This window comes from Mesorhizobium waitakense, assembly GCF_056431085.1.
This window is the reverse complement of the sequence record NZ_JBWKME010000016.1, coordinates 204529-224546: the sequence shown is the minus strand read 5'-3', so window position 1 is coordinate 224546 and position 20018 is coordinate 204529. Positions and strand designations below refer to the sequence as shown.

The 20018-nt window shown below is 63.2% G+C and carries 21 protein-coding genes, 1 pseudogene and 1 riboswitch; of the genes and pseudogenes, 15 read left to right on the top strand and 7 right to left on the bottom strand.

Annotation, left to right across the window (positions count from 1 at the left end; genetic code table 11):
• The first annotated feature begins 274 nt into the window (after positions 1-274).
• Entirely contained in the window at positions 275-1552 is a 1278-nt protein-coding gene (gene purD, locus AC07FD_RS03620; protein ID WP_478348682.1) for a phosphoribosylamine--glycine ligase, read from the top strand.
• 17 nt (positions 1553-1569) lie between these two features.
• Here the strand turns inward: purD and AC07FD_RS03615 are convergent, their stop codons facing one another.
• A complete protein-coding gene (locus AC07FD_RS03615) occupies positions 1570-2682 on the bottom strand; it encodes a glycoside hydrolase family 25 protein (protein WP_477307432.1) in 1113 nt (370 codons plus the stop codon).
• A gap of 133 nt (positions 2683-2815) precedes the next feature.
• Complete coding sequence (locus AC07FD_RS03610) at positions 2816-3052, bottom strand: hypothetical protein (RefSeq protein ID WP_457151481.1); 237 nt, start codon at positions 3050-3052, stop codon at positions 2816-2818.
• A 215-nt stretch (positions 3053-3267) separates the two neighbouring features.
• On the opposite strand from AC07FD_RS03610, the gene AC07FD_RS03605 reads away from it, so the two are divergent.
• Positions 3268-5037: an acyl-CoA dehydrogenase gene (locus tag AC07FD_RS03605; protein ID WP_478348681.1), complete on the top strand. Its 1770-nt coding sequence runs from the start codon at positions 3268-3270 to the stop codon at positions 5035-5037.
• A 19-nt stretch (positions 5038-5056) separates the two neighbouring features.
• On the top strand, positions 5057-5809 hold the full coding sequence (locus AC07FD_RS03600; protein ID WP_478348680.1) for a crotonase/enoyl-CoA hydratase family protein: 753 nt from the start codon (positions 5057-5059) through the stop codon (positions 5807-5809).
• Between the two features lie 9 nt (positions 5810-5818).
• On the opposite strand, the gene pdxH is transcribed toward AC07FD_RS03600, so the two are convergent.
• Positions 5819-6436 (bottom strand): pyridoxamine 5'-phosphate oxidase, encoded by a 618-nt coding sequence (pdxH, locus tag AC07FD_RS03595; protein WP_478348679.1) that lies wholly within the window; start codon positions 6434-6436, stop codon positions 5819-5821.
• A gap of 40 nt (positions 6437-6476) precedes the next feature.
• Here pdxH and AC07FD_RS03590 point away from each other — a divergent pair, with 40 nt between their 5' ends.
• From AC07FD_RS03590 to AC07FD_RS03575, 4 genes are all read left to right on the top strand, one after another.
• Complete coding sequence (locus AC07FD_RS03590) at positions 6477-6938, top strand: RT0821/Lpp0805 family surface protein (protein ID WP_478348678.1); 462 nt, start codon at positions 6477-6479, stop codon at positions 6936-6938.
• 101 nt (positions 6939-7039) lie between these two features.
• A complete protein-coding gene (locus AC07FD_RS03585) occupies positions 7040-7969 on the top strand; it encodes a DnaJ C-terminal domain-containing protein (RefSeq protein WP_478348677.1) in 930 nt (309 codons plus the stop codon).
• Between the two features lie 108 nt (positions 7970-8077).
• Positions 8078-8896, top strand: coding sequence for an enoyl-ACP reductase FabI (fabI, locus tag AC07FD_RS03580; RefSeq protein WP_478348676.1), 819 nt, complete (start codon positions 8078-8080; stop codon positions 8894-8896).
• A 45-nt stretch (positions 8897-8941) separates the two neighbouring features.
• Positions 8942-9538 (top strand): histidine phosphatase family protein, encoded by a 597-nt coding sequence (locus tag AC07FD_RS03575; protein WP_478348675.1) that lies wholly within the window; start codon positions 8942-8944, stop codon positions 9536-9538.
• Between the two features lie 86 nt (positions 9539-9624).
• On the opposite strand, the gene AC07FD_RS03570 is transcribed toward AC07FD_RS03575, so the two are convergent.
• Together AC07FD_RS03570 and AC07FD_RS03565 are read right to left on the bottom strand one after the other, a co-directional pair.
• The gene (locus AC07FD_RS03570) at positions 9625-10344 is read right to left on the bottom strand and encodes a carbonic anhydrase (RefSeq protein WP_478348674.1); all 720 of its coding nucleotides are present in this window, start codon (positions 10342-10344) and stop codon (positions 9625-9627) included.
• Between the two features lie 105 nt (positions 10345-10449).
• Positions 10450-10704, bottom strand: a complete 255-nt coding sequence (locus AC07FD_RS03565; RefSeq protein WP_095091917.1) for a DUF1344 domain-containing protein — start codon at positions 10702-10704, stop codon at positions 10450-10452.
• 272 nt (positions 10705-10976) lie between these two features.
• Here AC07FD_RS03565 and aroC point away from each other — a divergent pair, with 272 nt between their 5' ends.
• Positions 10977-12086 carry a chorismate synthase gene (gene aroC, locus AC07FD_RS03560; RefSeq protein WP_478348673.1) on the top strand — a complete coding sequence of 370 codons (1110 nt, stop codon included), beginning with the start codon at positions 10977-10979 and terminating at the stop codon, positions 12084-12086.
• Positions 12087-12187: 101 nt separating this feature from the next.
• Entirely contained in the window at positions 12188-13288 is a 1101-nt protein-coding gene (ribB, locus tag AC07FD_RS03555) for a 3,4-dihydroxy-2-butanone-4-phosphate synthase (protein WP_095091919.1), read from the top strand.
• A gap of 55 nt (positions 13289-13343) precedes the next feature.
• On the opposite strand, the gene AC07FD_RS03550 is transcribed toward ribB, so the two are convergent.
• Positions 13344-14567, bottom strand: a complete 1224-nt coding sequence (locus tag AC07FD_RS03550; RefSeq protein WP_478348672.1) for an MFS transporter — start codon at positions 14565-14567, stop codon at positions 13344-13346.
• 121 nt (positions 14568-14688) lie between these two features.
• Between AC07FD_RS03550 and AC07FD_RS03545 the strand changes: the two genes are divergently transcribed.
• Together AC07FD_RS03545 and AC07FD_RS03540 are read left to right on the top strand one after the other, a co-directional pair.
• A complete protein-coding gene (locus AC07FD_RS03545) occupies positions 14689-15297 on the top strand; it encodes a TetR/AcrR family transcriptional regulator (protein ID WP_478348671.1) in 609 nt (202 codons plus the stop codon).
• 94 nt (positions 15298-15391) lie between these two features.
• Positions 15392-16375 carry a hypothetical protein gene (locus AC07FD_RS03540; RefSeq protein WP_478348670.1) on the top strand — a complete coding sequence of 328 codons (984 nt, stop codon included), beginning with the start codon at positions 15392-15394 and terminating at the stop codon, positions 16373-16375.
• 116 nt (positions 16376-16491) lie between these two features.
• Here AC07FD_RS03540 and bluB read toward each other — a convergent pair.
• Positions 16492-17109, bottom strand: a pseudogene (gene bluB, locus AC07FD_RS03535) (5,6-dimethylbenzimidazole synthase); the annotation flags it as partial.
• A 60-nt stretch (positions 17110-17169) separates the two neighbouring features.
• Positions 17170-17349, bottom strand: a riboswitch (cobalamin riboswitch).
• A 121-nt stretch (positions 17350-17470) separates the two neighbouring features.
• Between bluB and AC07FD_RS03530 the strand changes: the two are divergent.
• The 4 genes from AC07FD_RS03530 (at position 17471) to AC07FD_RS03515 (ending at position 19990) form a co-directional block, all read left to right on the top strand.
• Entirely contained in the window at positions 17471-18397 is a 927-nt protein-coding gene (locus AC07FD_RS03530; RefSeq protein WP_478348669.1) for a histone deacetylase family protein, read from the top strand.
• A 3-nt stretch (positions 18398-18400) separates the two neighbouring features.
• Positions 18401-18652, top strand: coding sequence for an exodeoxyribonuclease VII small subunit (locus tag AC07FD_RS03525; protein WP_013532792.1), 252 nt, complete (start codon positions 18401-18403; stop codon positions 18650-18652).
• A gap of 113 nt (positions 18653-18765) precedes the next feature.
• Positions 18766-19032, top strand: a complete 267-nt coding sequence (locus AC07FD_RS03520) for a DUF2277 domain-containing protein (RefSeq protein WP_478348668.1) — start codon at positions 18766-18768, stop codon at positions 19030-19032.
• A 37-nt stretch (positions 19033-19069) separates the two neighbouring features.
• Positions 19070-19990 (top strand): pirin family protein, encoded by a 921-nt coding sequence (locus AC07FD_RS03515; RefSeq protein ID WP_478348667.1) that lies wholly within the window; start codon positions 19070-19072, stop codon positions 19988-19990.
• Positions 19991-20018 lie beyond the last annotated feature (28 nt).

Genomic DNA, 20018 nt, shown 5'->3' with positions numbered 1-20018 from the left:
CCGCCGCTGATTTTCGGCAGGGGTAACGTTCCCGTGCGCAATTCCGATCAAAGCACCCTGATGCCTTGACCCATCGTGCAGAGAGCAATAGCGGGTGCTCTAAGAGACTGTTTCGAAATTCGCTCTGGCGAGTCATATGGTGGTGGTTTCGAGAACCGGAGCGCGGCGGACGTTTGGTCCGTGAGCAACGGAAGCGCAGAAAGCGCCATCAGATGGCCGCCAAAGTAGAATTTCCAAACAGTCTCTATGGGATTGTCGGCATCACGAGGTGGCCATGAACGTTCTTCTTCTCGGCTCCGGCGGCCGCGAACATGCGCTCGCCTGGAAGATCGCCGCGTCCCCGCTGCTGACAAAGCTCTACGCGGCTCCCGGCAATCCGGGCATCGGCGGCGAGGCCGAGTTGGTGAAGCTGGACATTTCCGATCACGCAGCCGTTGCCGCCTTCTGCAAGAACAAGAAGATCGACCTCGTCGTGGTTGGCCCGGAAGGGCCGTTGGTCGCCGGCATCGCCGACGATCTGCGTGCGCAAGGCATTCGCGTCTTCGGACCCTCCAAGGCCGCCGCTCGGCTGGAGGGCTCGAAGGGGTTCACCAAGGATCTCTGCGCCAGATACGACATCCCCACCGCCGCCTATGGCCGTTTTGGCGATCTGGCGTCCGCCAAGGCCTATGTCGAGAAGACCGGCGCACCGATCGTCATCAAGGCCGATGGCCTGGCGGCAGGCAAAGGCGTCACCGTCGCCATGACGCTGGGCGAAGCACTGGCGGCGCTCGATGCCTGTTTCGACGGGTCCTTCGGCGCCGCAGGCGCGGAAGTGGTGGTCGAGGAATTCATGACCGGCGAGGAGGCAAGTTTCTTCTGCCTCTGCGACGGCACCACAGCGCTGCCCTTCGGCACCGCGCAGGACCATAAGCGCGTCGGCGACGGCGATGTCGGCCCCAACACCGGCGGCATGGGAGCCTATTCACCGGCCCCGGTGATGACGCCGCAGATGATCGAACGCACCATGCGCGAGATCATCGAGCCAACAATGCGCGGCATGGCCGAACTGGGCGCGCCCTTCGCCGGCATTCTCTTCGCCGGGCTGATGATCACTGACAAGGGGCCGAAGCTGATCGAATACAACACCCGTTTCGGCGACCCGGAATGCCAGGTGCTGATGATGCGGCTGAAGGACGATCTGCTGGTCCTGCTCAATGCGGCAACCGACGGCCAGCTTGCACACACCTCGGTGCGCTGGCGTGACGGGGCCGCACTGACCGTGGTCATGGCGGCCAGGGGCTATCCAGGCACGCCGGAAAAGGGATCGGTCATCCGCGGCGTCGAAGACGCGGCGGCCGACGGCGTCCAGATATTCCACGCCGGCACGGCCATAAACGGCGGCGCGCTGGTTGCCAATGGCGGCCGCGTCCTCAACGTCACGGCATCAGGCGCAACGGTCGGCGAGGCGCAGAAACGCGCCTACGCCGCGCTCGACCGGATCGATTGGCCGGATGGATTCTGTCGCCGCGACATTGGCTGGCAGGCCGTGGCACGCGAGCAGGCAGACTAAAGTTCTGCGACGGTAGCTTATCGCAAACCGCGATCGATCTCGGTCGAGGCGGTGCTGAGCGGATCGGCGGCGGCAAAGGCGGCGTCGAGTTGCAACGGCGAACGCTGTTCGGTCCGCTTCCAGGCGACATATTGGACAATGCCGAAAGTCGGCCGCCGCGGCACGGTCTTCACGACAGGCATGCGGAATCCGTCGCGGAACTTCGTCCAGCGCGTGCCCAGCGCTGCGACCATATCCTCGAAGGTCGGCGGCGCCGCCACCGAGGCGTAGGTGATCGTGACATTACCGGCGAGGCCGGCTTCGCGTGACACCGGCAACGGTATCGAGGCGAGATAGTCAGGCGGCACGTCGATGAGACCACCGAAAGGCCATTGCGCGCGCAGCGTGGCCGCGTCCGTCGGCGCGACATTGACGTCGATGTCCTTAGGCGTGCCGGCGACCCTGTAAGGGCAGCGGAGCCGGCCGCAATTGGCTTGCGCCGAAAACTGCCACAGCGCGTAGCCCTGCCAGTTGCCCATCGGAAAATGCACGTCGATGTCGGGCTTGTAACGGGCATACCAGAGCGGCAGCCGCGACAAGAGCCGGTACCTGTAGCTGTTGTCGGCAATGTACTGGGCCGTCTTGCCATTGGAGTAGAGCACCGGGAAGCGGCCGATGCGCCGATGCACCTGGCGCACGAACTCCTCGGCATCTTCGAGCGACATCCACTGCGAAGGATCATTGCCCTCGATGTCGAGAGCCAGCAGGTCGTCAGGCGCGGGTTCGGCGAAATCGAGGAAATTATTGGCCTGTTCGACCGGATTGCCGGGGCGGGCGAGGTGATAGGCTCCCCATTTCAGGCCGAGCGCTTTGGCGACCACCTTGCGTGTCTGGAACAGTTCGCGCGTCACCGCGTGGCGTTTCCACAGCGCCTTGCAGAGCTTCACCTCGGTGTCGTCGCCGAAACAGAAATAGGGTGGTGGCATGCCGTCGGATGCCTTGTTGATGAAGCCGACGATCCGCTTGTCGGTGGCAAGTTGGGCCCAGTCAATGGAATTGTACTCGTAGGCGTCGACGACCAGGGCGCGGTCAGCGTTCTTCCACGGCTCGGAAAAATCCGAGGCTTTTGCCGCTGATATCAGCGCCATCATCGCCGCGAGAGCGATCGCTGAGCGGCGTAGAAGATGCGCCGGCGTTTTCAAACAGGGAATCCCCGTTAACCAAAGACAAATCCTGGACCGCTATGGTTAAGGAAATGCTTCCGCAGGGCTGGCGCCGGCAAAGCTATCGTCTGATGAGTGGCTGAAATTCAAACGGGTCTGGCGCCGGCTCTTGCGGCAGCGTGCCCTCGGCGGCGCGTTTGCGGTGGTGTGCGAGGGAGCATTGCGGCGAGCATAATATGCCGCGATCCGACCAGTAGGCGGCGCCGTTTTCCAGTCTGCCCTGATGGTACGAGAACCCTGCCGCGCGATAGGGCAGGCCGCATTCGATGCAGCGATAGGCATCAGGTCTGGCAAGCATGGGTGGTTCCGGTCTGTTGGTTCGGGTCTGTCGCCGGTCGACTTGATCCGGCGTCTATTGAACTTAATACGTGTCGGCGCGATTGCAAAATCCACGTGACAAAGTTTGACGTTTACGTAAAAAGAAGATGGGAGGCCGCCGCCCAAAGGCGGATGGTTTTGCGGCGGTGCGGGTCCTAGGATCGGCGGACCGATGGTTCAGGAGGAGGGAGCGGCATGTATCGGGCACCGGTCGAGGATATCGCTTTCACGCTCAAGCACGTGGCTGGTCTCAAGTCCGCCCTTGATGCCGGCATGTTCGGCGATCTCGGCGAGGATCTGGTCGATGCCGTTCTTGGCGAGGCCGGCCGCTTCGCCACCGACGAAGTCGCGCCACTCTACAAGATCGGCGATGAGCAAGGTGCGGTGCTGAAGGACGCTATCGTCACCACGCCGCGCGGCTGGAAGGAACTCTATCGCCGCTGGATCGACGGCGGCTGGAATGCGCTGTCCGGACCCGAGGAGTATGGCGGCCAGGCGTTGCCGACCATGCTTGGCGTCGCCGCGCTCGAAATGTGGAACTCAGCCGCCATGGCCTTCGGCATCGGCCCGACGCTGACCATGGGCGCGGTCGAGGCGCTCGACAAGCACGCCTCTGAGGCACTCAAGTCGAAATATCTCGAAAAGCTCGTCTCCGGCGAATGGATGGGCACGATGAACCTGACCGAGCCGCAGGCCGGCTCGGATCTCGCTGCCTTGCGCGCCCGCGCCGAGCCGGTGGGTGATGGCACCTACCGCATCTTCGGCCAGAAAATCTTCATCACCTATGGCGAGCACGACTTTACCGACAACATCATCCATCTGGTTTTGGCGCGGCTGCCCGATGCCCCGGCCGGCACGCGCGGCATATCGCTGTTCCTGGTGCCGAAATTCCTGGTCGGCGACGATGGATCGCTGGGCACGCGCAACGACGTCTTCTGCTCCGGCCTGGAGCACAAGCTCGGCATCCACGCCTCGCCGACCTGCACCATGATCTATGGCGATGGCTTCGGGGGCGCTGCGCCTGGCGCCATCGGCTGGCTGATCGGCGAGGAGAACAAGGGCCTGGCCTGCATGTTCACCATGATGAACAACGCTCGCCTTTCCGTCGGCATGCAGGGCGTCGCGGTCGCGGAAGCCGCCACGCAGAAGGCGATCGCCTATGCCAATGAGCGCCGGCAAGGCAAGGCGGCAAGCTACGCCGGCGCCGGCATGGCGCCGATCGTCCATCATCCCGATGTGCAGCGCACTCTCCTGACCATGAAGGCGCTGACGCAGACGGCCCGCGCCATCAGCTACTGCTGCGCCCATGCCATCGACCTGGCGCGCGTATCGGCCGGCGATGAGGCGGCGCATTGGCGCGACCGTGCCAATCTGTTGACCCCGCTGGCCAAGGCTTTTTCGACCGATGTCGGCGTCGAGGTCGCCTCGCTCGGCCTCCAGGTGCATGGCGGCATGGGCTTCATCGAGGAGACCGGCGCGGCAGCATTCTATCGCGATGCGCGCATCGCACCGATCTATGAGGGCACCAACGGCATCCAGGCGATCGATCTGGTCATGCGCAAGCTGCCGCTCGGCGGCGGCGAACACGTCCATGGCTTCATCGACGAACTGGCGGCGGTCGCCAATGCCGTGCGGACATCGAATCTCGAGGGTTTCGGCCGCACCGCCGAGGCTCTCGACAAGGCGCTCGGCGAACTCAGCGAAACGACTCGCTTCCTGCAAAGACTGTCGGCCGACGGCCGGGCGGACGAGGCGCTGGCGGGTGCTACACCCTATCTCAAGCTGATCTCGCTGGCTGCCGGCGGGGCCTATCTGGCGCAGGGCGCGCTTGCCGATCAGGGCCGTATCGCGCTTTGTCGCTTCTTCGCCGAAAACCTGCTCGGCGAGGTCAGTGCCCTGAAGGACCGCGTTGTCGATGGCGCCGAAAGCCTCGCCGCTGCCGGCAAGGCGCTCATCTCTGCCTAACGTTCACAAGGAAAAACCCGTGACAGACCATATCCTCGTCGAGCGCCAGGGCGCCATCCAGATCATCCGCATGAACCGCCCGGACAAGAAGAACGCACTGACGCGAGCCATGTATGCGAAAATGTCGGCTGCTCTGGCCGAAGGCGACGCCGACCCGGCGATCCGCGTCCATGTCTTCCTGGGCGTGCCCGGCGCCTTCTCCTCCGGCAACGATCTTGCCGATTTCATGGTCGTCGCCACCGGCGGCGACGGCGGCACCGAGGTCTGGGACTTCCTGATGGCGCTGGCCAGGGTCGAGAAACCCATTGTTTCCGGGGTCGACGGCATCGCGGTCGGCATCGGCACGACGCTCAACCTGCATTGCGACCTGACCTTCGCCACGCCGCGCACCGTGTTCAGGACCCCTTTCGTCGATCTCGGACTGGTGCCCGAGGCCGGCTCCAGCCTGTTGGCGCCGCGGATCCTGGGGCAGCAGGGTGCTTTCGCGCTGCTCGGCCTCGGCGAGGGCTTTTCGGCCGAACGCGCGAAAGCCGCCGGCCTGATCTACGATGTGGTCGAGGAAGACGCGCTGGAGGCCTCGGTGCTGGCGGCGGCCGGCCAGATCGCCGCCAAGCCACCGCAGGCCTTGCAAATTGCGCGCGACCTGATGCGCGGCTCGCGCGACGACCTCGTCGCCCGCATCAGCGAGGAAAGCGAACATTTTCGCACGCGGCTGAAATCGGACGAGGCGCGCGCCGCGCTCACGGCGTTCATGACCAGGAAGAACGCCTGAACCTCCCTTTTAGGGATAAAGCCGCGTCTTGTTCCAGCCGCCATTGGCGTCTCGGGAAAAGGCGACCCGGTCGTGCAGTCGGAACGGCCTATCATGCCAGAACTCGATGGCCTGCGGCACGATGCGGAAACCCGACCAATGCTTTGGCCGTGGGATTTCGCCGATCGGATAGCGCGCCGTGTATTCGGCCACCGCCTTTTCCAGTGCAAAGCGGCTTTCCAGCGGCCGCGACTGTTTCGAGGCCCAGGCGCCGATACGGCTGCCACGCGGTCGCGTCGCGTAGTAGGCGTCGGCTTCGGCGTCGCTGACGATCTCCACCGGACCGCGAATGCGCACCTGGCGGCGCAGCGATTTCCAATGGAAGCACATCGCCGCCTTCATGCTGCCAAGAATCTCCTGGCCCTTGGCGCTCTCGAAATTCGTGTAGAACACAAACCCGCCGTCATCGAACCCCTTGAGCAGAACCATTCGCACATCCGGCATGCCGTCGGCATCGACGGTCGCCAGCGCCACGCCGTTTGGATCGTTCATTTCGCTCTTCGTGGCGTCCTCCAGCCATGCGGCAAAGAGGCGAAACGGCTCCGCCGCCTCGGTAAAGTCACGGCTTGTTAACTCTGTGTCACTCATAGTTTTTCTCAAATCGTTACGAGGCGGGGGAGGTTGCCGATTGTTGCGTATCGCGCAAGCTTTTGACAGCAGGCAAAGCGGCCTAATTGCTTCAGCCAGCGCCAAAGCCGCGATCGTGATGATCGCTCTGCAGCTTGCCGCCTGCGGCGCGGGTGGCTTCAGCCCGGAAAAGGCCGAAGTCGACCGCTCGATCCTGACCAGCAGCACGTCCGCCCCATCCGCTCCGGTCGGTTCGGATCGCGACTCCGACCAGACGACGATCGGCAATGCGGTGTCCTCAGCCGACATCGAGCAACTCCGCGGGCAGGCCGTGCCGTGGGCGAATGCCGGCACCGGGTCACGCGGCTCCATCACCGAACTGGCGGAATTGAAGGACAAGGGCCAGACATGCCGCCGTTTCAGGGTCTCGCGCGAAAGCTTTGATGGCGTTGCCATGTTCGAAGGCGAACTCTGCCTGGCCAGCGCCGGCGGCTGGCACATGCAGGACTTCAAGGCGCTCTGATTTTCCGCTTTTGATATGCTGCCCGACCACTGGAATTTCTTCCTATGCGAGCGCATATAGGAGGCAACCAGAGACTCAACTCCTTCTCCAGGGCAGTAAGCATGCGCGACCCCTATGAGGTGCTGGGCGTTGCCAAGAACGCACCGGCCAAGGACATAAAATCGGCGTACCGGAAACTCGCCAAGAAGCATCATCCGGACCAGAATCCGAATGATCCCAAGGCGAAGGACCGTTTTGCCGCGGCCAACCAGGCCTACGAGATCGTCGGTGACGAGAAGAATCGTGCCGCGTTCGATCGCGGCGAGATCGATGCCGACGGCAAGCCGCGTTTCCAGGGTTTTGAAGGCGCCGCTGGTGGCGGTGATCCCTTTGGCGGGTTTCGCCGGCAGCAAGGGGCCGGCGGTTCGCGCTTCGAATTCCGCTCGGGCCGTCCGGGCGGTGATCCGTTCGACGGTAACAGCGATATTTTCAGCCAGATTTTCGGCGACGCCTTTTCGGGCGCGCGCGGCCCCGGCGCGGGCGACCGCCGCCAGCCGGCGACCGCCGCCGACCTGAACGTGACGCTCGACGTCACCATCGAGGAAGCGGCGACCGCCGAAAAGGTGACGGCGATGTTCCCCGACGGCCGCAAGGTGGCGGTCAAGCTGCCGGCCTATGTCGAGGATGGCCAGACCATCCGGCTGAAGGGGCAAGGCGAGCAAGGGCCGGGCCAGCCGGGCGATGCGCTGGTCAAGATTCATCTGCGCCGGCATCCGCGCTACCGCATCGAGGGCCGCGACCTGCATGCCGATCTGCCGGTGTCGCTAGTGGATGCGGTGCTCGGCGCCAAGGTGCCCGTCGAGACGCCGACCGGCAAGCTCGCGGTCAACGTTCCCGCCTGGTCGAACTCGGACAAGGTGCTGCGGCTGAAGGGCAGGGGCCTGCCGGAGAAAGCCGGCGGCCATGGCGATCTCTACGCCCATGTGCGGATCATGCTGCCGGAAGGCGGCGATAGCGCGCTCGAAGCGCTGCTGCACAGCCAAAAAGGCTGATTGGCGGCTTTTGTCCCCCGAACTGTCCGGTTTGAACGCTTGAAGGGGCAGTGTGCCTGTGCGATAGGGCACTCCACAAAGCTGAAAAATCTTGCGGAGAGCGCTGACATGGCGGGTGGACAGGGCCTTATGGCCGGCAAGCGCGGCCTTATTCTTGGCGTCGCCAACAACAGATCGATCGCCTATGGCATCGCCAAGGCCTGTGTCGATCATGGTGCCGAGATCGCGCTCACCTATCAGGGCGAGGCGTTCAAGAAGCGCGTCGAGCCGCTGGCGGTGGAACTCGGCGCATTTGTCGCCGGCCATTGCGACGTCACCGATCCGGCGAGCCTGGACGAGGTTTTCGCCAAGGTCGCCAAGCATTGGGGCAAGCTCGATTTTCTCGTCCACGCCATCGCCTTTTCCGACAAGGACGAGCTGACCGGCCGTTACGTCGAGACGACGCGCGACAATTTCCTGCGCACCATGGACATTTCGGTCTATTCCTTCACCACCATCGCCAAGCGCGCCGAGGCGCTGATGAGCAATGGTGGCTCGCTGCTGACGCTGACCTATTATGGTGCCGAAAAGGTCATGCCGCACTACAACGTCATGGGTGTCGCCAAGGCGGCGCTCGAGGCCAGCGTGCGTTATCTCGCGGTCGACCTCGGCGCCAAGAAGATCCGCGTCAACGCCATCTCGGCTGGCCCGATCAAGACGCTTGCCGCATCCGGCATTGGCGACTTCCGCTACATCCTGAAGTGGAACGAATACAATTCGCCGCTGAAGCAGACGGTGACGCAGGAGGAAGTCGGCGATTCCGGCGTCTATTTCCTGTCCGATCTGTCGCGTGGGGTCACCGGTGAAGTGCATCACGTCGATTCAGGCTACCACGTCGTCGGTATGAAGGCGGTCGACGCGCCGGATATTTCGACGGTCAAGGATTAACATCCGCCAACCGTCGTCCGTCCCGACCCCGTACCGGAAGACCTGATGTACCCGCTGGTTTATATCGTGCGCCACGGCCAGACCGCGTGGAACGCCGAATCCCGGCTTCAGGGGCAGGCCGACACTGACCTCAATGCGCTTGGCCGCGAGCAGGCGACCGGAAACGGTCATCGGCTGGCCGAATTGGTGCAAAATCCCGCGGATTTCGATTTCGTTGCCAGCCCAATGAAGCGGACGCGCGAGACGATGCAGCGCATCCGCGCCGCGATGAAGCTCGATCCGGCTGCCTATCGAACCGATCCTCGCCTGGTGGAAGTCAATTTCGGCGATTGGCAGGGTTTTACCTATGCCGAGCTCAAGACGCGGTATCCAGGCGCGCGCCGGACACGCGCGCTGGACAAATGGAACTTCCAGCCGCCCGGCGAAGGCGCGGAGAGTTACCAGATGCTGCTCGAACGGGTGAAACCCTGGTTCGACGCGATCCAACGCCAGACGATCTGCGTGACGCATGGCGGGGTCATGCGGGCTCTGTTTCGCTTCGTGCTTGGGGTGGCGGAGGACGAGTCAGCGAACCTGGAGATACCACAGGACCGCGTGCTCAGGCTGCAGGGTGACCGCCTTGAGTGGCTGTCGCAGTCCTAGCCAGGACGCTTGCCTAGCCAGGACGCTTGTTCATCCCAGGGTTTGGAAGGCTCCCAACTCTTGACCCGGTCGTTCCGATGAACGTGTCATTCGATGTAGGTCACCACACCCGTTTCAAGATCATAGATTGCCGCGACGATCTTCAGCTTCCCGGCCCCGGTGAGATCGGCCAGGAGCTTGCTTGAAGTAGCCAGGCGCCGCACAGTCCTGCGCGCGCTCTCCCTGGCGGTGTTGTCGACGAAATCGCCTGCCTCGCTCCGCGCCGCGATCGCCGCAGGCAGGATCGGTTCGATCATCGGGCCGATCGCGCCCGGATAGGTCGCGTTCTTGGTGACTACGTCGCAAGCCGCCTTGACGGCACCGCAGCTTGTGTGGGCGAGGACGACGATCAATGGCGAGCCAAGCACCGCCGCGCCGTATTCGACCGTGCCGAGCGTCGCGGTGTCGACGAGGTTGCCGGCATTCCGGGCGACGAATAGCTCTCCAACGCCTTGGCCGCCGAAGATCAACTCGGGCGGAACGCGACTGTCGGCGCAACTGATGATGGTAGCCCAAGGCGCCTGATGCCCGGCGACAGCCTTCCGCTGCGCGGCAAGGTCGATCGAGCACAGTTCCGGGTGGCTGACATAGCGCTCGTTGCCGGATTTCAGCGCGGCGAGCGCTGCATCAGACAATGCCGGCGCAGCACTCTCTGCCGCACGCGCGGACCACGAAGCTCCACCAAGACCGATCGCAACGAACCCCGCCGCGCCGACCTTGAGGAAATCCCTGCGGTCGAGCCCTTCGCCTTCGCAGTCGCTGCACATTGTTCGGTCCCCGCTCGCATCTTCCACTTGATGGCTGGATCTGCGCGCTGAGATTGCTACCAACGGACGGCGTTGGCAAGCGCGCCGCGCGGGGCCGGAAGGCGCTTATTCGGTATCGGGCAATTGCATGTCGGTGACGATGTTTTCGCCATTGGTCTCATCGTAGGCGATAACGACATCCATGCCCGGCTTCAGCGAGTCGAGGTCTGTCTCGGCATTCAGCTTGTAGGACTTGCCGTCATCCAGCGTCAGCGTCGCCGTGTCCTTGTCGATCTTCTTGATCAGGCCTTCGGTCTGTCCGGCGAAAGCGGCGGTGGAAAGCAGCAGCGTGGCGGCTACGGCGCCAATCAGGGTACGCATAATCGTTCCTCGTTATCATTGCACCGGCATGGGCGGCGGCAGGCGATGGAAGAGAGCAGAAACCAACCGAATGTGTCAAAACTAAATCCGCCAGATCACAGTTTGACCACTGTGAAAAACGCCAATAGAAGGCAGGCCACGGCGCCGAGCGTCCTCCTGGGGGCGCGGAGGACGCTGTGGCACTTTTTGATTTGCGTATGATCCCTTGCGAGAACGGCTTCGTTTTTCGGGTCATGTGCTAAGCTGGCTCCGATGCCGGGCAGGGTCATTTCATGTCTCACAACACGTTCGGCCACCTTTTCCGCGTCACCACCTGGGGCGAAAGCCACGGCGCCGCACTCGGCTGTGTGGTCGACGGCTGTCCGCCCGGCATCCGCTTCACTCTGCGAGACATCCAGGCCGAGCTCGACAAGCGCCGGCCGGGCCAGTCACGCTTTGTCACCCAGCGCCGCGAACCCGACGAAGTGAAAGTGCTGTCGGGCTTCATACTCGACGAGGACGGTGAGACGATGATCACCACCGGCACGCCCGTCTCGATGCTGATCGAGAACGTCGACCAGCGCTCGAAGGACTATGGCGAAATCGCCCGCCAATACCGGCCGGGCCATGCCGACTACACCTATGACGTCAAATATGGCTTGCGCGACTATCGCGGTGGCGGCCGCTCCTCGGCTCGCGAGACGGCGGCACGCGTCGCGGCCGGGGCACTCGCCCGCAAGGTGGTGCCTGGCATGGTGGTGCGCGGCGCGCTGGTGTCGATGGGCGAAAAATCCATCGACCGCGCCAATTGGAACTGGAATTTCATCGGCGACGCGGAAAATCCGTTCTTCACCCCAGATCCGGCTTCCGTTCCCGTCTTTACCCGGTATCTCGACGGCATCCGTAAGGCGGGGTCCTCGGTCGGCGCGGTGATCGAGATCGTTGCCGACGGCGTTCCCGCCGGCCTCGGCGCGCCGATCTACGCCAAGCTTGATCAGGACATTGCCTCCGGCCTGATGTCGATCAACGCGGTCAAGGGCGTCGAGATCGGCAACGGTTTCGAGGCCGCCCGCATCACCGGCGAGCAGAATGCCGACGAGATGCGCATGGGCAATGACGGCAAACCGGTGTTCCTGTCCAACAATGCCGGCGGTATTCTCGGCGGCATCTCGACCGGCCAGGCGATCATCGCCCGTTTCGCCGTCAAGCCGACCTCGTCGATCCTGACGCCGCGAAAGTCGATCGACAGGGACGGCAACGACGTCGAGATCATGACCAAGGGCCGTCACGATCCCTGCGTCGGTATCCGCGCCGTGCCGATCGGCGAGGCGATGGTTGCCTGCGCCATTGCCGATCATTATCTGCGTCATCGGGGACAGACAGGTAGGGGAGTAGGGCAGTAGGGGAATATGTTACGCTACCCACCCGAGACAGCCATTTTTTCCTTTTCCCTACTCCCGTACTGCCCTACTCCCTTATTCCCCTGCGAGTGAAACGAGCGCCTATGCCTTACGACCAGAAGAAAATCGTCGAAGCCCTGCGCGCTTTCGAGCGCGGCGAGATCGTCGTTGTCATGGACGATGATGGACGCGAGAACGAGGGTGACCTGATCGTCGCCGCCGTCCATTGCACGCCGGAGAAGATGGCGTTCATCATTCGTCACACCTCCGGCATCGTCTGCACGCCGATGCCGCGCGAGGAGGCCAAGCGGCTCAACCTGGCGCCGATGGTGGCCGACAATGATTCCGCCCACACCACCGCCTTCACCGTCAGCGTCGATTTCAAGCACGGCACGACAACAGGCATTTCGGCCGAGGACCGCACGCTCACCGTGCGCAATCTCGCCAACGGCAATGTCGGCGGCTCGGATTTCGTCCGCCCCGGCCACATCTTTCCGCTGATCGCGCGAGAGGGCGGCGTGCTGATGCGGTCGGGTCATACCGAAGCCGCGGTCGATCTGTGCAAGCTCGCCGGTCTGGCGCCGGTCGGCGTCATTTCGGAACTGGTCAATGACGACGGCACTGTCAAGCGTGGCCCGCAGGTTTCGGCCTTTGCTGAAGAGCATGGTCTCAAACAGGTTTCGGTCGCCGACCTCATTGCCTACCGGCAACGCAAGGAAACGCTGGTCGAACGCGTGGCTTGCTCCGAAATCGACACGCTCGGCGGCAAGGCTCAGGTCTTCACCTACACGCTGCCCTGGGACCCCATGCATCACGTCGCTATTGTCTTCGGCGACATCCGCGACGGCGAGGAGGTGCCGGTGCGCCTGCATTCCGAGGATGTGGTGACCGATGTGTTCGGCACCAGCCACCGGCTCGACGGCATCATGAAGGCGATGGGCGAGCGCAGGCGTGGCGTCATCGTCTATCTGCGCGAGGGCTCGGTCGGCGTCGCCCACCAGGAGCGCAAGCGGCCGGCGAGCGGCGACCGCGAGGATCACGAAGAGGCGCGCCGCCGTGAGAACGAATGGCGCGAAATCGGCCTCGGCGCGCAGATCCTCAAGGATCTCGGCATTTCCTCGATCAATCTGATCGCTTCGCGCGAACGCCACTATGTCGGTCTCGAGGGCTTTGGCATCCATATCGCCAAGACCGAGATTCTCTGAGGGGCAACCAGCGGGGATAGCGCCCGGTCTGTTTGAAACCGGGCCCTTCGGGGGATCATTCGGCGGGAACGGCGCCTGCTTCACATCCTTCCAGGTCGCATTCAGGCGTGGCCAGGCTGCGCTGACCAAGCAACACGGTGACCAGTGCGATCGTGCCGGCCGCAACCGACACCCAGAATCCGTTCTGGGCGCCGAATGCATCCACCACCGAGCCGGCGGCGAACGAGCCCAGCGCCATGCCGATGCCGATCCCGGTGGTCACCCAGGTGATGCCCTCGGTCAGCATCGCCTCCGGCACATGCCGTTCGATCAGGCCGAACGCCGTGATGAAGGTCGGCGAGATCGCCACGCCGCTGACGAACACGGTCAACGCCAGCAGCGGCACCGTGCCGGCGGTGAGCGGCAGCAAGGTGCTGAGCGCGATGATGGCGATTGCGATGGCAAGCTGGCGTTGCAGCGGTGCTTTCAGGTTGAGCGCGCCGACGATGATGCCGAGCACGAACGATCCCAGCGCGTAGACACCGATGACGAGGCTTGCGGCGCCAGGCTGGCCAAGTTCCTTGGTGATCGCCACGGTGCTCACTTCCGTCGTCGCGAAGGTCGCGCCGATAAAGATCAGTGCAAAGGTGATGATCTGTACCGGCCGCAGTCGGATTGCCGAGCCGCGCGAGCCGTGTTCCACCGGCCGCACTTGTGGCTCGGTCGAACGCTGCAGGATGAACGCCGTCGAGCCGAAGGCAAGAAACAGCGTGCTCGCCAGCATTCCGGCTTCCGGGAATAGGGCGGCACTCAGGCCGACCGACAGCGATGCGCCGGCGATGTAGACCAGCTCGTCCGCCGCCGACTCGAAGGCGAATGCGGTGTTCATCTCGGGCCGTCCCCTGAAAATCTCGGTCCAACGTGCGCGCACCATTGCCGGGATGCTGGGCATCGCCGCCGCCAGCAGCGCCGACACGAACAGCGTCCATACCGGCCAGTCCTGATTGGCCGCAGCAATCAGGACGGCGAAAGCGAGCACCGAGATGATCGTGGTGGGCACGACGATCCGCGTCTGGCCAAGGCGGTCGACAAGCCTTGATATTTGCGGCGCCATGAAAGCGTTGGCCAGTGCGAATGTCGCGGAGACGGCGCCGGCCAGCCAGTATTCGCCACGCGTCTGCGACAGCATCGCCACGATGCCGATTGGCGCCATCGCGATCGGCAGGCGCGCCATGAAGCCAGCGGCTGCAAAGCCCTTGGCGCCGGGGGCGCGAAAGATCTCCGAATAGGGATTTTGCATGGTCCGGTTCCTCGACAAAGACGGATTCGACAATTACATACGATGCGTATGATTGTTAGATAGATCATACGCCACGTATGTCAATTGGCATACGAGGCGTATGTTAGTAGGTCCAGAAGCCATGCACAAACCTCGCAAGGAGATGATCGCCGAGACGCGCGCCAAGCTGATCGCGGCCGCCCGCCATGCCTTCGGCACGATCGGCTATGCCCAGGCCTCTATGGATGATTTCACCGCATCGGCCGGGCTGACGCGCGGCGCACTCTATCATCACTTCGGCGACAAGAAGGGCTTGCTGCAGGCGGTTATCGCCGAAATCGACGGTGAGATGGCGGCGCGCGTGAACGAAGTGGCGTCGAGAGCACCGACCCGCTGGCAGCATTTCGTCGACGAATGCACGACCTATATCGAAATGGCGTTGGAGCCGGAAATCCAGCGCATCATGTTCCGGGATGGCCCGGCCGTGCTGGGGGATCCTGCACAATGGCCGAATGCCAATGCTTGTGTCGGTTCAATGACCGATCATCTGACCAGGCTGCAGGAGGAGGGCGTGGTCGTTCCTAGTGTCGACCCCGAGACCGCCGCACGGCTGATCAACGGCGCCAGCAGCCAGGCAGCGCAGCGGATCGCCAATTCGAACGACCCCGAAGCGACGTCGAAGTCCGTGGTGGCGGCTTTCAAACAGCTGCTTGAGGGCCTGCTCAAAAAACCGGATCCGCAGCCGAACTGAATCCCCATTGCTGGTCTGGCGCCACTGCCCATGATTGACAACAGCCGGTTTCAGCGCATCCTCTCGCGCCATCTCTGAGCGGAGATTCGGGGGCATGTGGGATTTCAATATCGGCAGGTCGGTGTCCATCATGATGCGGACCTGGCCCTTCATTGTCTTTCGCATGATCGTCTATTTCGGCATTACGCTGGCCTACATCGTGGCGACCGGCACGGGCGCCTCCGTTGGCTACGGCGTTGGCCATATCTCCACCGATCCCGACGGGCCGCTGTCCTTTGCCTTGTGGGGCGGGGTGGTCGGCTTTGGCGTCGTCTCGATCGCCGTCTACTGGATTCGCGAATACATCCTCTACGTCGTCAAAGCCGGCCATATCGCCGTCATGGTCCATCTGATCGACGGCCGCGACATTCCCGACGGCCAGAACCAGATTGCCTACGCCAAGGACATCGTGACCCAGCGTTTTGCCGAGGCCAACATCCTTTTCGTCGTCGACCAGCTGGTCAAGGGAGCCATTCGCGCCATCACCGGGCTGCTCGGCGGCATCGCCGCCTTCCTGCCGATCCCAGGCTTGAGCGGCCTGGTCAGCTTCGTCAACACGGTGATCCGCCTGTCGTTGACCTATGTCGACGAGATCATCCTCGGCTACAACATCCGCATCAATTCAGCCTCGCCGTTCGAGACTGCCCGCCAAGGCGTCGTGCTCTATGCCCAGAACGGCAAGATCATGGTCAAGAACGCCGTTTGGCTGGCGGTCATCATGTGGGGCGTCTCGTTCGTTATCTTCCTGCTGATGCTGGCGCCTGCCGGCGCCATTCTTTTCCTCATGCCCGGGCAGCTTGCCGGCTGGGCTTTCGTGCTCGCCATCGTCTTCGCCTGGGCCTTCAAGGCGGCGTTCATCGAACCCTTCGCCATCGCCTGCCTGATGCAGGTCTATTTCAGGACCATTGAGGGCCAGGTGCCCGATCCCGCCTGGGACGCCCGGCTGGCCGAGGCGTCGTCGAAGTTCAGGGAACTCAAGGACAAGGCGATGGCCTCCTTCGGCGGTTCGCGCTGGGGCACGGCTGGCGCGACCCGCTGATCGGCAGTGGTCGCCGGCGCGGCATCGACCCCGCTGAGGCGCGCCACGGTCGATTTGAGCAGCACTTCACCTTGCCCGCAAAAGGTCTCGCTCATGATCAGTTCCGGCAGCGGCAAGCGGCGGCCCCAGCCATGTGCTTCGAGGTCCGGCTTTGGCGCGAACTCGGAAACACGGCCGACGCAGAGATAGGCGACCGGCGTAACATGCTCGGGAATTGACAGCAGGCTTTTCAATGCCTGCGCCTCGATGATGCTGACCCAGCCGACCCCGACACCCTCGGCGCGCGCCGCCAGCCAGAAATTCTGCACTGCGCAAACCGTGCTGTAGAGGTCCATCTCCGGATTGTGCCAGCGCCCCAGTGGCGAACCCTTCGAGCGCTGCCGGTCGCAGGTGATGCAGATGTTGAGCGCGCTTTCGCAGATGCCTTCCAGCTTGAGCTTGCGGTAGAGCGCCTGTCGCTCTTCCGCGATGGCCGGCAGTTCCTGCTCTCGCGCCGCCAGGAACAGGTCACGCACTTTTTCCCGTCGCTCGGCATCGCGAATGACGATGAAATTCCAAGGCTGCATGAAGCCGACCGACGGCGCATGGTGAGCGGCAAGCAGCAGCCGCGCCAGCACCTCATCGTCGAGCGCGGTTGGCAGGAAATGGCTGCGCACGTCGCGCCGCGTGAACATGGCGCGATAGACCGCATCGCGCGCACTCTGGTCAAATCCGTCGCCAACAGAGGCGGTCATGTGTTCCGGCATCGCGTGTCCCCTTGCGATTGCTTTAGATGTCATCCGCCTGACCATGCGGATGACGATGCCTGCCAGGCCGGTCTTCTGGCTCGGGATCAACCCGCGTCCGGTGCCTTCCCGTCATCGACAGTGGCACTTACCGGCGCGGTCCCCCTTACAGCGTTGGGCACGCCACGGAGTTCAACCGTGTTCCCGATTCTCCCGCTTGCGGCGGGCACCAGGCAGTGGCAGCGACCTTACGCCGAAGCGCTGACGACGCCAATGCCTCCAGCGACACCAATGGACGCATGTGTGATTTTCCCCAGCCATCAGGCCACAACGCATGGCCATCGCGACGTCGGGGCACTAGATAGGGAGGATGGCCACACGTCTCTATACCCATCCGATCTTCCTTGAGCACATCACGCCGCCCGGTCACCCTGAGCGGCCGGATCGCTTGCGCGCCATCGAGCGGGTGCTTGACGATGAAGCTTTTGTCGCGCTCGATCGCATCAAGGCGCCGGAAGGCGACGAGGCCACCATTCTCTACGCGCATCCCGCCGATTTCGTCGCCCGCGTCCGCGCCGCCATTCCCGACGAGGGCATCGCCCGCATCGACGCCGACACCACCGCTAGCCCGAAGAGCTGGCAAGCGGCGATCACCGCGATCGGCGCCGCCAATGCGGCCGTCGACGATGTCTTTGCGGGCCGCGCCGACAACGTCTTCGTCGCCGCGCGGCCGCCCGGCCACCATGCTGAAAAAACCACGGCCATGGGCTTCTGCCTCTTCAACACGGCGGCGATCGCCGCGCGTTATGCGCAGAAGAAACATGGCGTCGAGCGCGTTGCGGTCGTCGACTGGGACGTGCATCACGGCAACGGCACGCAAGATATTTTCTGGGACGATCCGTCGGTGCTCTATTGCTCGACGCACCAGATGCCGCTTTATCCCGGCACCGGGGCGAAGAGCGAGACCGGCGCCGGCAACATCGTCAACGCGCCGCTGGCGCCGCAGACCGGCAGCGAGGTTTTCCGCGATGCCTTGCTGTCGCGTGTCCTGCCGGCGCTCGACAATTTCGCGCCCGACCTGATCATCATTTCGGCCGGTTTCGACGCGCATCATCGCGATCCGCTGGCCGAAATCAACCTGACAGAGGATGATTTCGACTGGGCGACCGGCCAGCTTATGCAGCGCGCCACGCGCCACAGCGGCAACCGGCTCGTCAGCCTGCTAGAGGGTGGCTACGATCTGCAGGGACTGGCATTTTCGGTCGCCGCCCATGTCGGGCGACTGATGAAAGGATGAATGATGGCTGGTGAGACCAACGAAGACGTCAAGGCGATGAGCTTCGAGCAGGCACTCGACGCGCTGGAAAAGATCGTCGATGATCTGGAACGTGGCGATGTGCCGCTCGACCAGTCGATCAGGATCTATGAGCGCGGCGAAGCGCTGAAGGCGCATTGCGACCGGCTGCTGAAGGCCGCCGAGGACAAGGTCGAGAAGATCAGGCTGTCGCGCGACGGTAAGCCGGTTGGAACGGAGCCGCTCGACGCCGACTGAGTCATGCTTCCCGAATGATGGTCTTGCCTCACTGGCTTTTGGACATGATCATGGTCGAGGATAGTAGCCGTCCCGATTGAAACGGCTTCAGGACAAGAGGAGGTTCGGAAACGATGTGCAGAAACATCAAGACCCTGTTCAATTTTGATCCGCCGGCAACCAATGACGAGGTGCGCGACGCCGCACTTCAGTTTGTCCGTAAATTGAGCGGAACGACGCGACCTTCGAAACTGAACCAGCACGCCTTCGATCATGCGGTCGAAGCCATCGCGGCAGCGGCGCGTGAGCTTCTCGATTCCCTCGAAACCCATCAGCATCCTCGCAATCGCGAAGAGGTGGCCGCCAAGGCGCGGGCAAAATCGGCGGTCCGTTTTGCCTGATGCGACAACCAGCGACGGCCGCTGACAAGGAGAGTCCATGAGCTTCTTCCCCGGGAAAGACCCTGAAGTCGGCGACGCCTTTGCCAGCGACCAGATCGAGCTGATGGTCATTCCGAACGCCAAGGACATTGGCGGTTTCCAGGTACGCCGCGCATTGCCGACCGCCAAAAGACGGCTCGTCGGGCCTTTCATCTTCTTCGACCGCATGGGCCCGGCGATCCTGCGCGCGGGCCAGGCGCTCGATGTCCGTCCGCATCCGCATATCGGGCTGTCAACGGTGACCTATCTGTTCGACGGCAAGATCCGGCATCGCGATTCACTCGGCACCGAAATGGTCATCCAGCCCGGCGACGTGAATTTGATGACCGCTGGCCGCGGCATCGTCCATTCCGAGCGCACGCCGGAGGAATTGCGTGGCGCGCCGATGTCTGTTTCCGGCCTGCAGACATGGCTGGCACTCCCGGACGGCAAGGAGGAAGTGGCTCCGGTTTTCGAGAACACCGCTGCCTTGCGGCTCCCCGAGATCGATGCCGAAGGCGTCGGCGGTCGCGTCGTCATCGGCGACTTTCAGGGGCTACGGTCCCCGGTGAGAGCTCACTCCGAGACGCTTTATGCCGACCTTAGGCTGGCGCCGGGCGCCAGCGTGAAAATCCCGGCCGATGCGGAAGAGCGCGCCATCTACACGCTGGAGGGCGACGTTTCGATTTCAGGCGATGTTTTTCCAGCCGAGCGACTGCTGGTGTTTCGGCCCGGCGACGAGATCGTCGTATCGTCGGAAGGCGGCGCCCATTTCATGCTGTTCGGCGGCGCCTCGCTCGGCTCGAAGCGTTACATCTGGTGGAATTTCGTCTCGTCCTCCAAGGAGCGCATCGAACAGGCCAAGCAAGAATGGAAGACGGGCCGCTTCGATATCGTTCCTGGCGATGAGGAAGAATTCATCCCGCTGCCGGAAAGCTGATGCATGTCGCCCAAAAGTGGCCCAGTTT

Excerpts from the sequence above, each read along its gene's own strand:
- purD (WP_478348682.1), top strand. The coding sequence starts at position 275 with ATGAACGTTCTTCTTCTCGGCTCCGGCGGCCGCGAACATGCGCTCGCC.
- AC07FD_RS03615 (WP_477307432.1), bottom strand. The coding sequence starts at position 2,682 with ATGATGGCGCTGATATCAGCGGCAAAAGCCTCGGATTTTTCCGAGCCG.
- AC07FD_RS03610 (WP_457151481.1), bottom strand. The coding sequence starts at position 3,052 with ATGCTTGCCAGACCTGATGCCTATCGCTGCATCGAATGCGGCCTGCCC.
- AC07FD_RS03605 (WP_478348681.1), top strand. The coding sequence starts at position 3,268 with ATGTATCGGGCACCGGTCGAGGATATCGCTTTCACGCTCAAGCACGTG.
- pdxH (WP_478348679.1), bottom strand. The coding sequence starts at position 6,436 with ATGAGTGACACAGAGTTAACAAGCCGTGACTTTACCGAGGCGGCGGAG.
- AC07FD_RS03585 (WP_478348677.1), top strand. The coding sequence starts at position 7,040 with ATGCGCGACCCCTATGAGGTGCTGGGCGTTGCCAAGAACGCACCGGCC.
- fabI (WP_478348676.1), top strand. The coding sequence starts at position 8,078 with ATGGCGGGTGGACAGGGCCTTATGGCCGGCAAGCGCGGCCTTATTCTT.
- AC07FD_RS03575 (WP_478348675.1), top strand. The coding sequence starts at position 8,942 with ATGTACCCGCTGGTTTATATCGTGCGCCACGGCCAGACCGCGTGGAAC.
- AC07FD_RS03570 (WP_478348674.1), bottom strand. The coding sequence starts at position 10,344 with ATGTGCAGCGACTGCGAAGGCGAAGGGCTCGACCGCAGGGATTTCCTC.
- AC07FD_RS03565 (WP_095091917.1), bottom strand. The coding sequence starts at position 10,704 with ATGCGTACCCTGATTGGCGCCGTAGCCGCCACGCTGCTGCTTTCCACC.
- aroC (WP_478348673.1), top strand. The coding sequence starts at position 10,977 with ATGTCTCACAACACGTTCGGCCACCTTTTCCGCGTCACCACCTGGGGC.
- ribB (WP_095091919.1), top strand. The coding sequence starts at position 12,188 with ATGCCTTACGACCAGAAGAAAATCGTCGAAGCCCTGCGCGCTTTCGAG.
- AC07FD_RS03550 (WP_478348672.1), bottom strand. The coding sequence starts at position 14,567 with ATGCAAAATCCCTATTCGGAGATCTTTCGCGCCCCCGGCGCCAAGGGC.
- AC07FD_RS03545 (WP_478348671.1), top strand. The coding sequence starts at position 14,689 with ATGCACAAACCTCGCAAGGAGATGATCGCCGAGACGCGCGCCAAGCTG.
- AC07FD_RS03540 (WP_478348670.1), top strand. The coding sequence starts at position 15,392 with ATGTGGGATTTCAATATCGGCAGGTCGGTGTCCATCATGATGCGGACC.
- AC07FD_RS03530 (WP_478348669.1), top strand. The coding sequence starts at position 17,471 with ATGGCCACACGTCTCTATACCCATCCGATCTTCCTTGAGCACATCACG.
- AC07FD_RS03525 (WP_013532792.1), top strand. The coding sequence starts at position 18,401 with ATGGCTGGTGAGACCAACGAAGACGTCAAGGCGATGAGCTTCGAGCAG.
- AC07FD_RS03520 (WP_478348668.1), top strand. The coding sequence starts at position 18,766 with ATGTGCAGAAACATCAAGACCCTGTTCAATTTTGATCCGCCGGCAACC.
- AC07FD_RS03515 (WP_478348667.1), top strand. The coding sequence starts at position 19,070 with ATGAGCTTCTTCCCCGGGAAAGACCCTGAAGTCGGCGACGCCTTTGCC.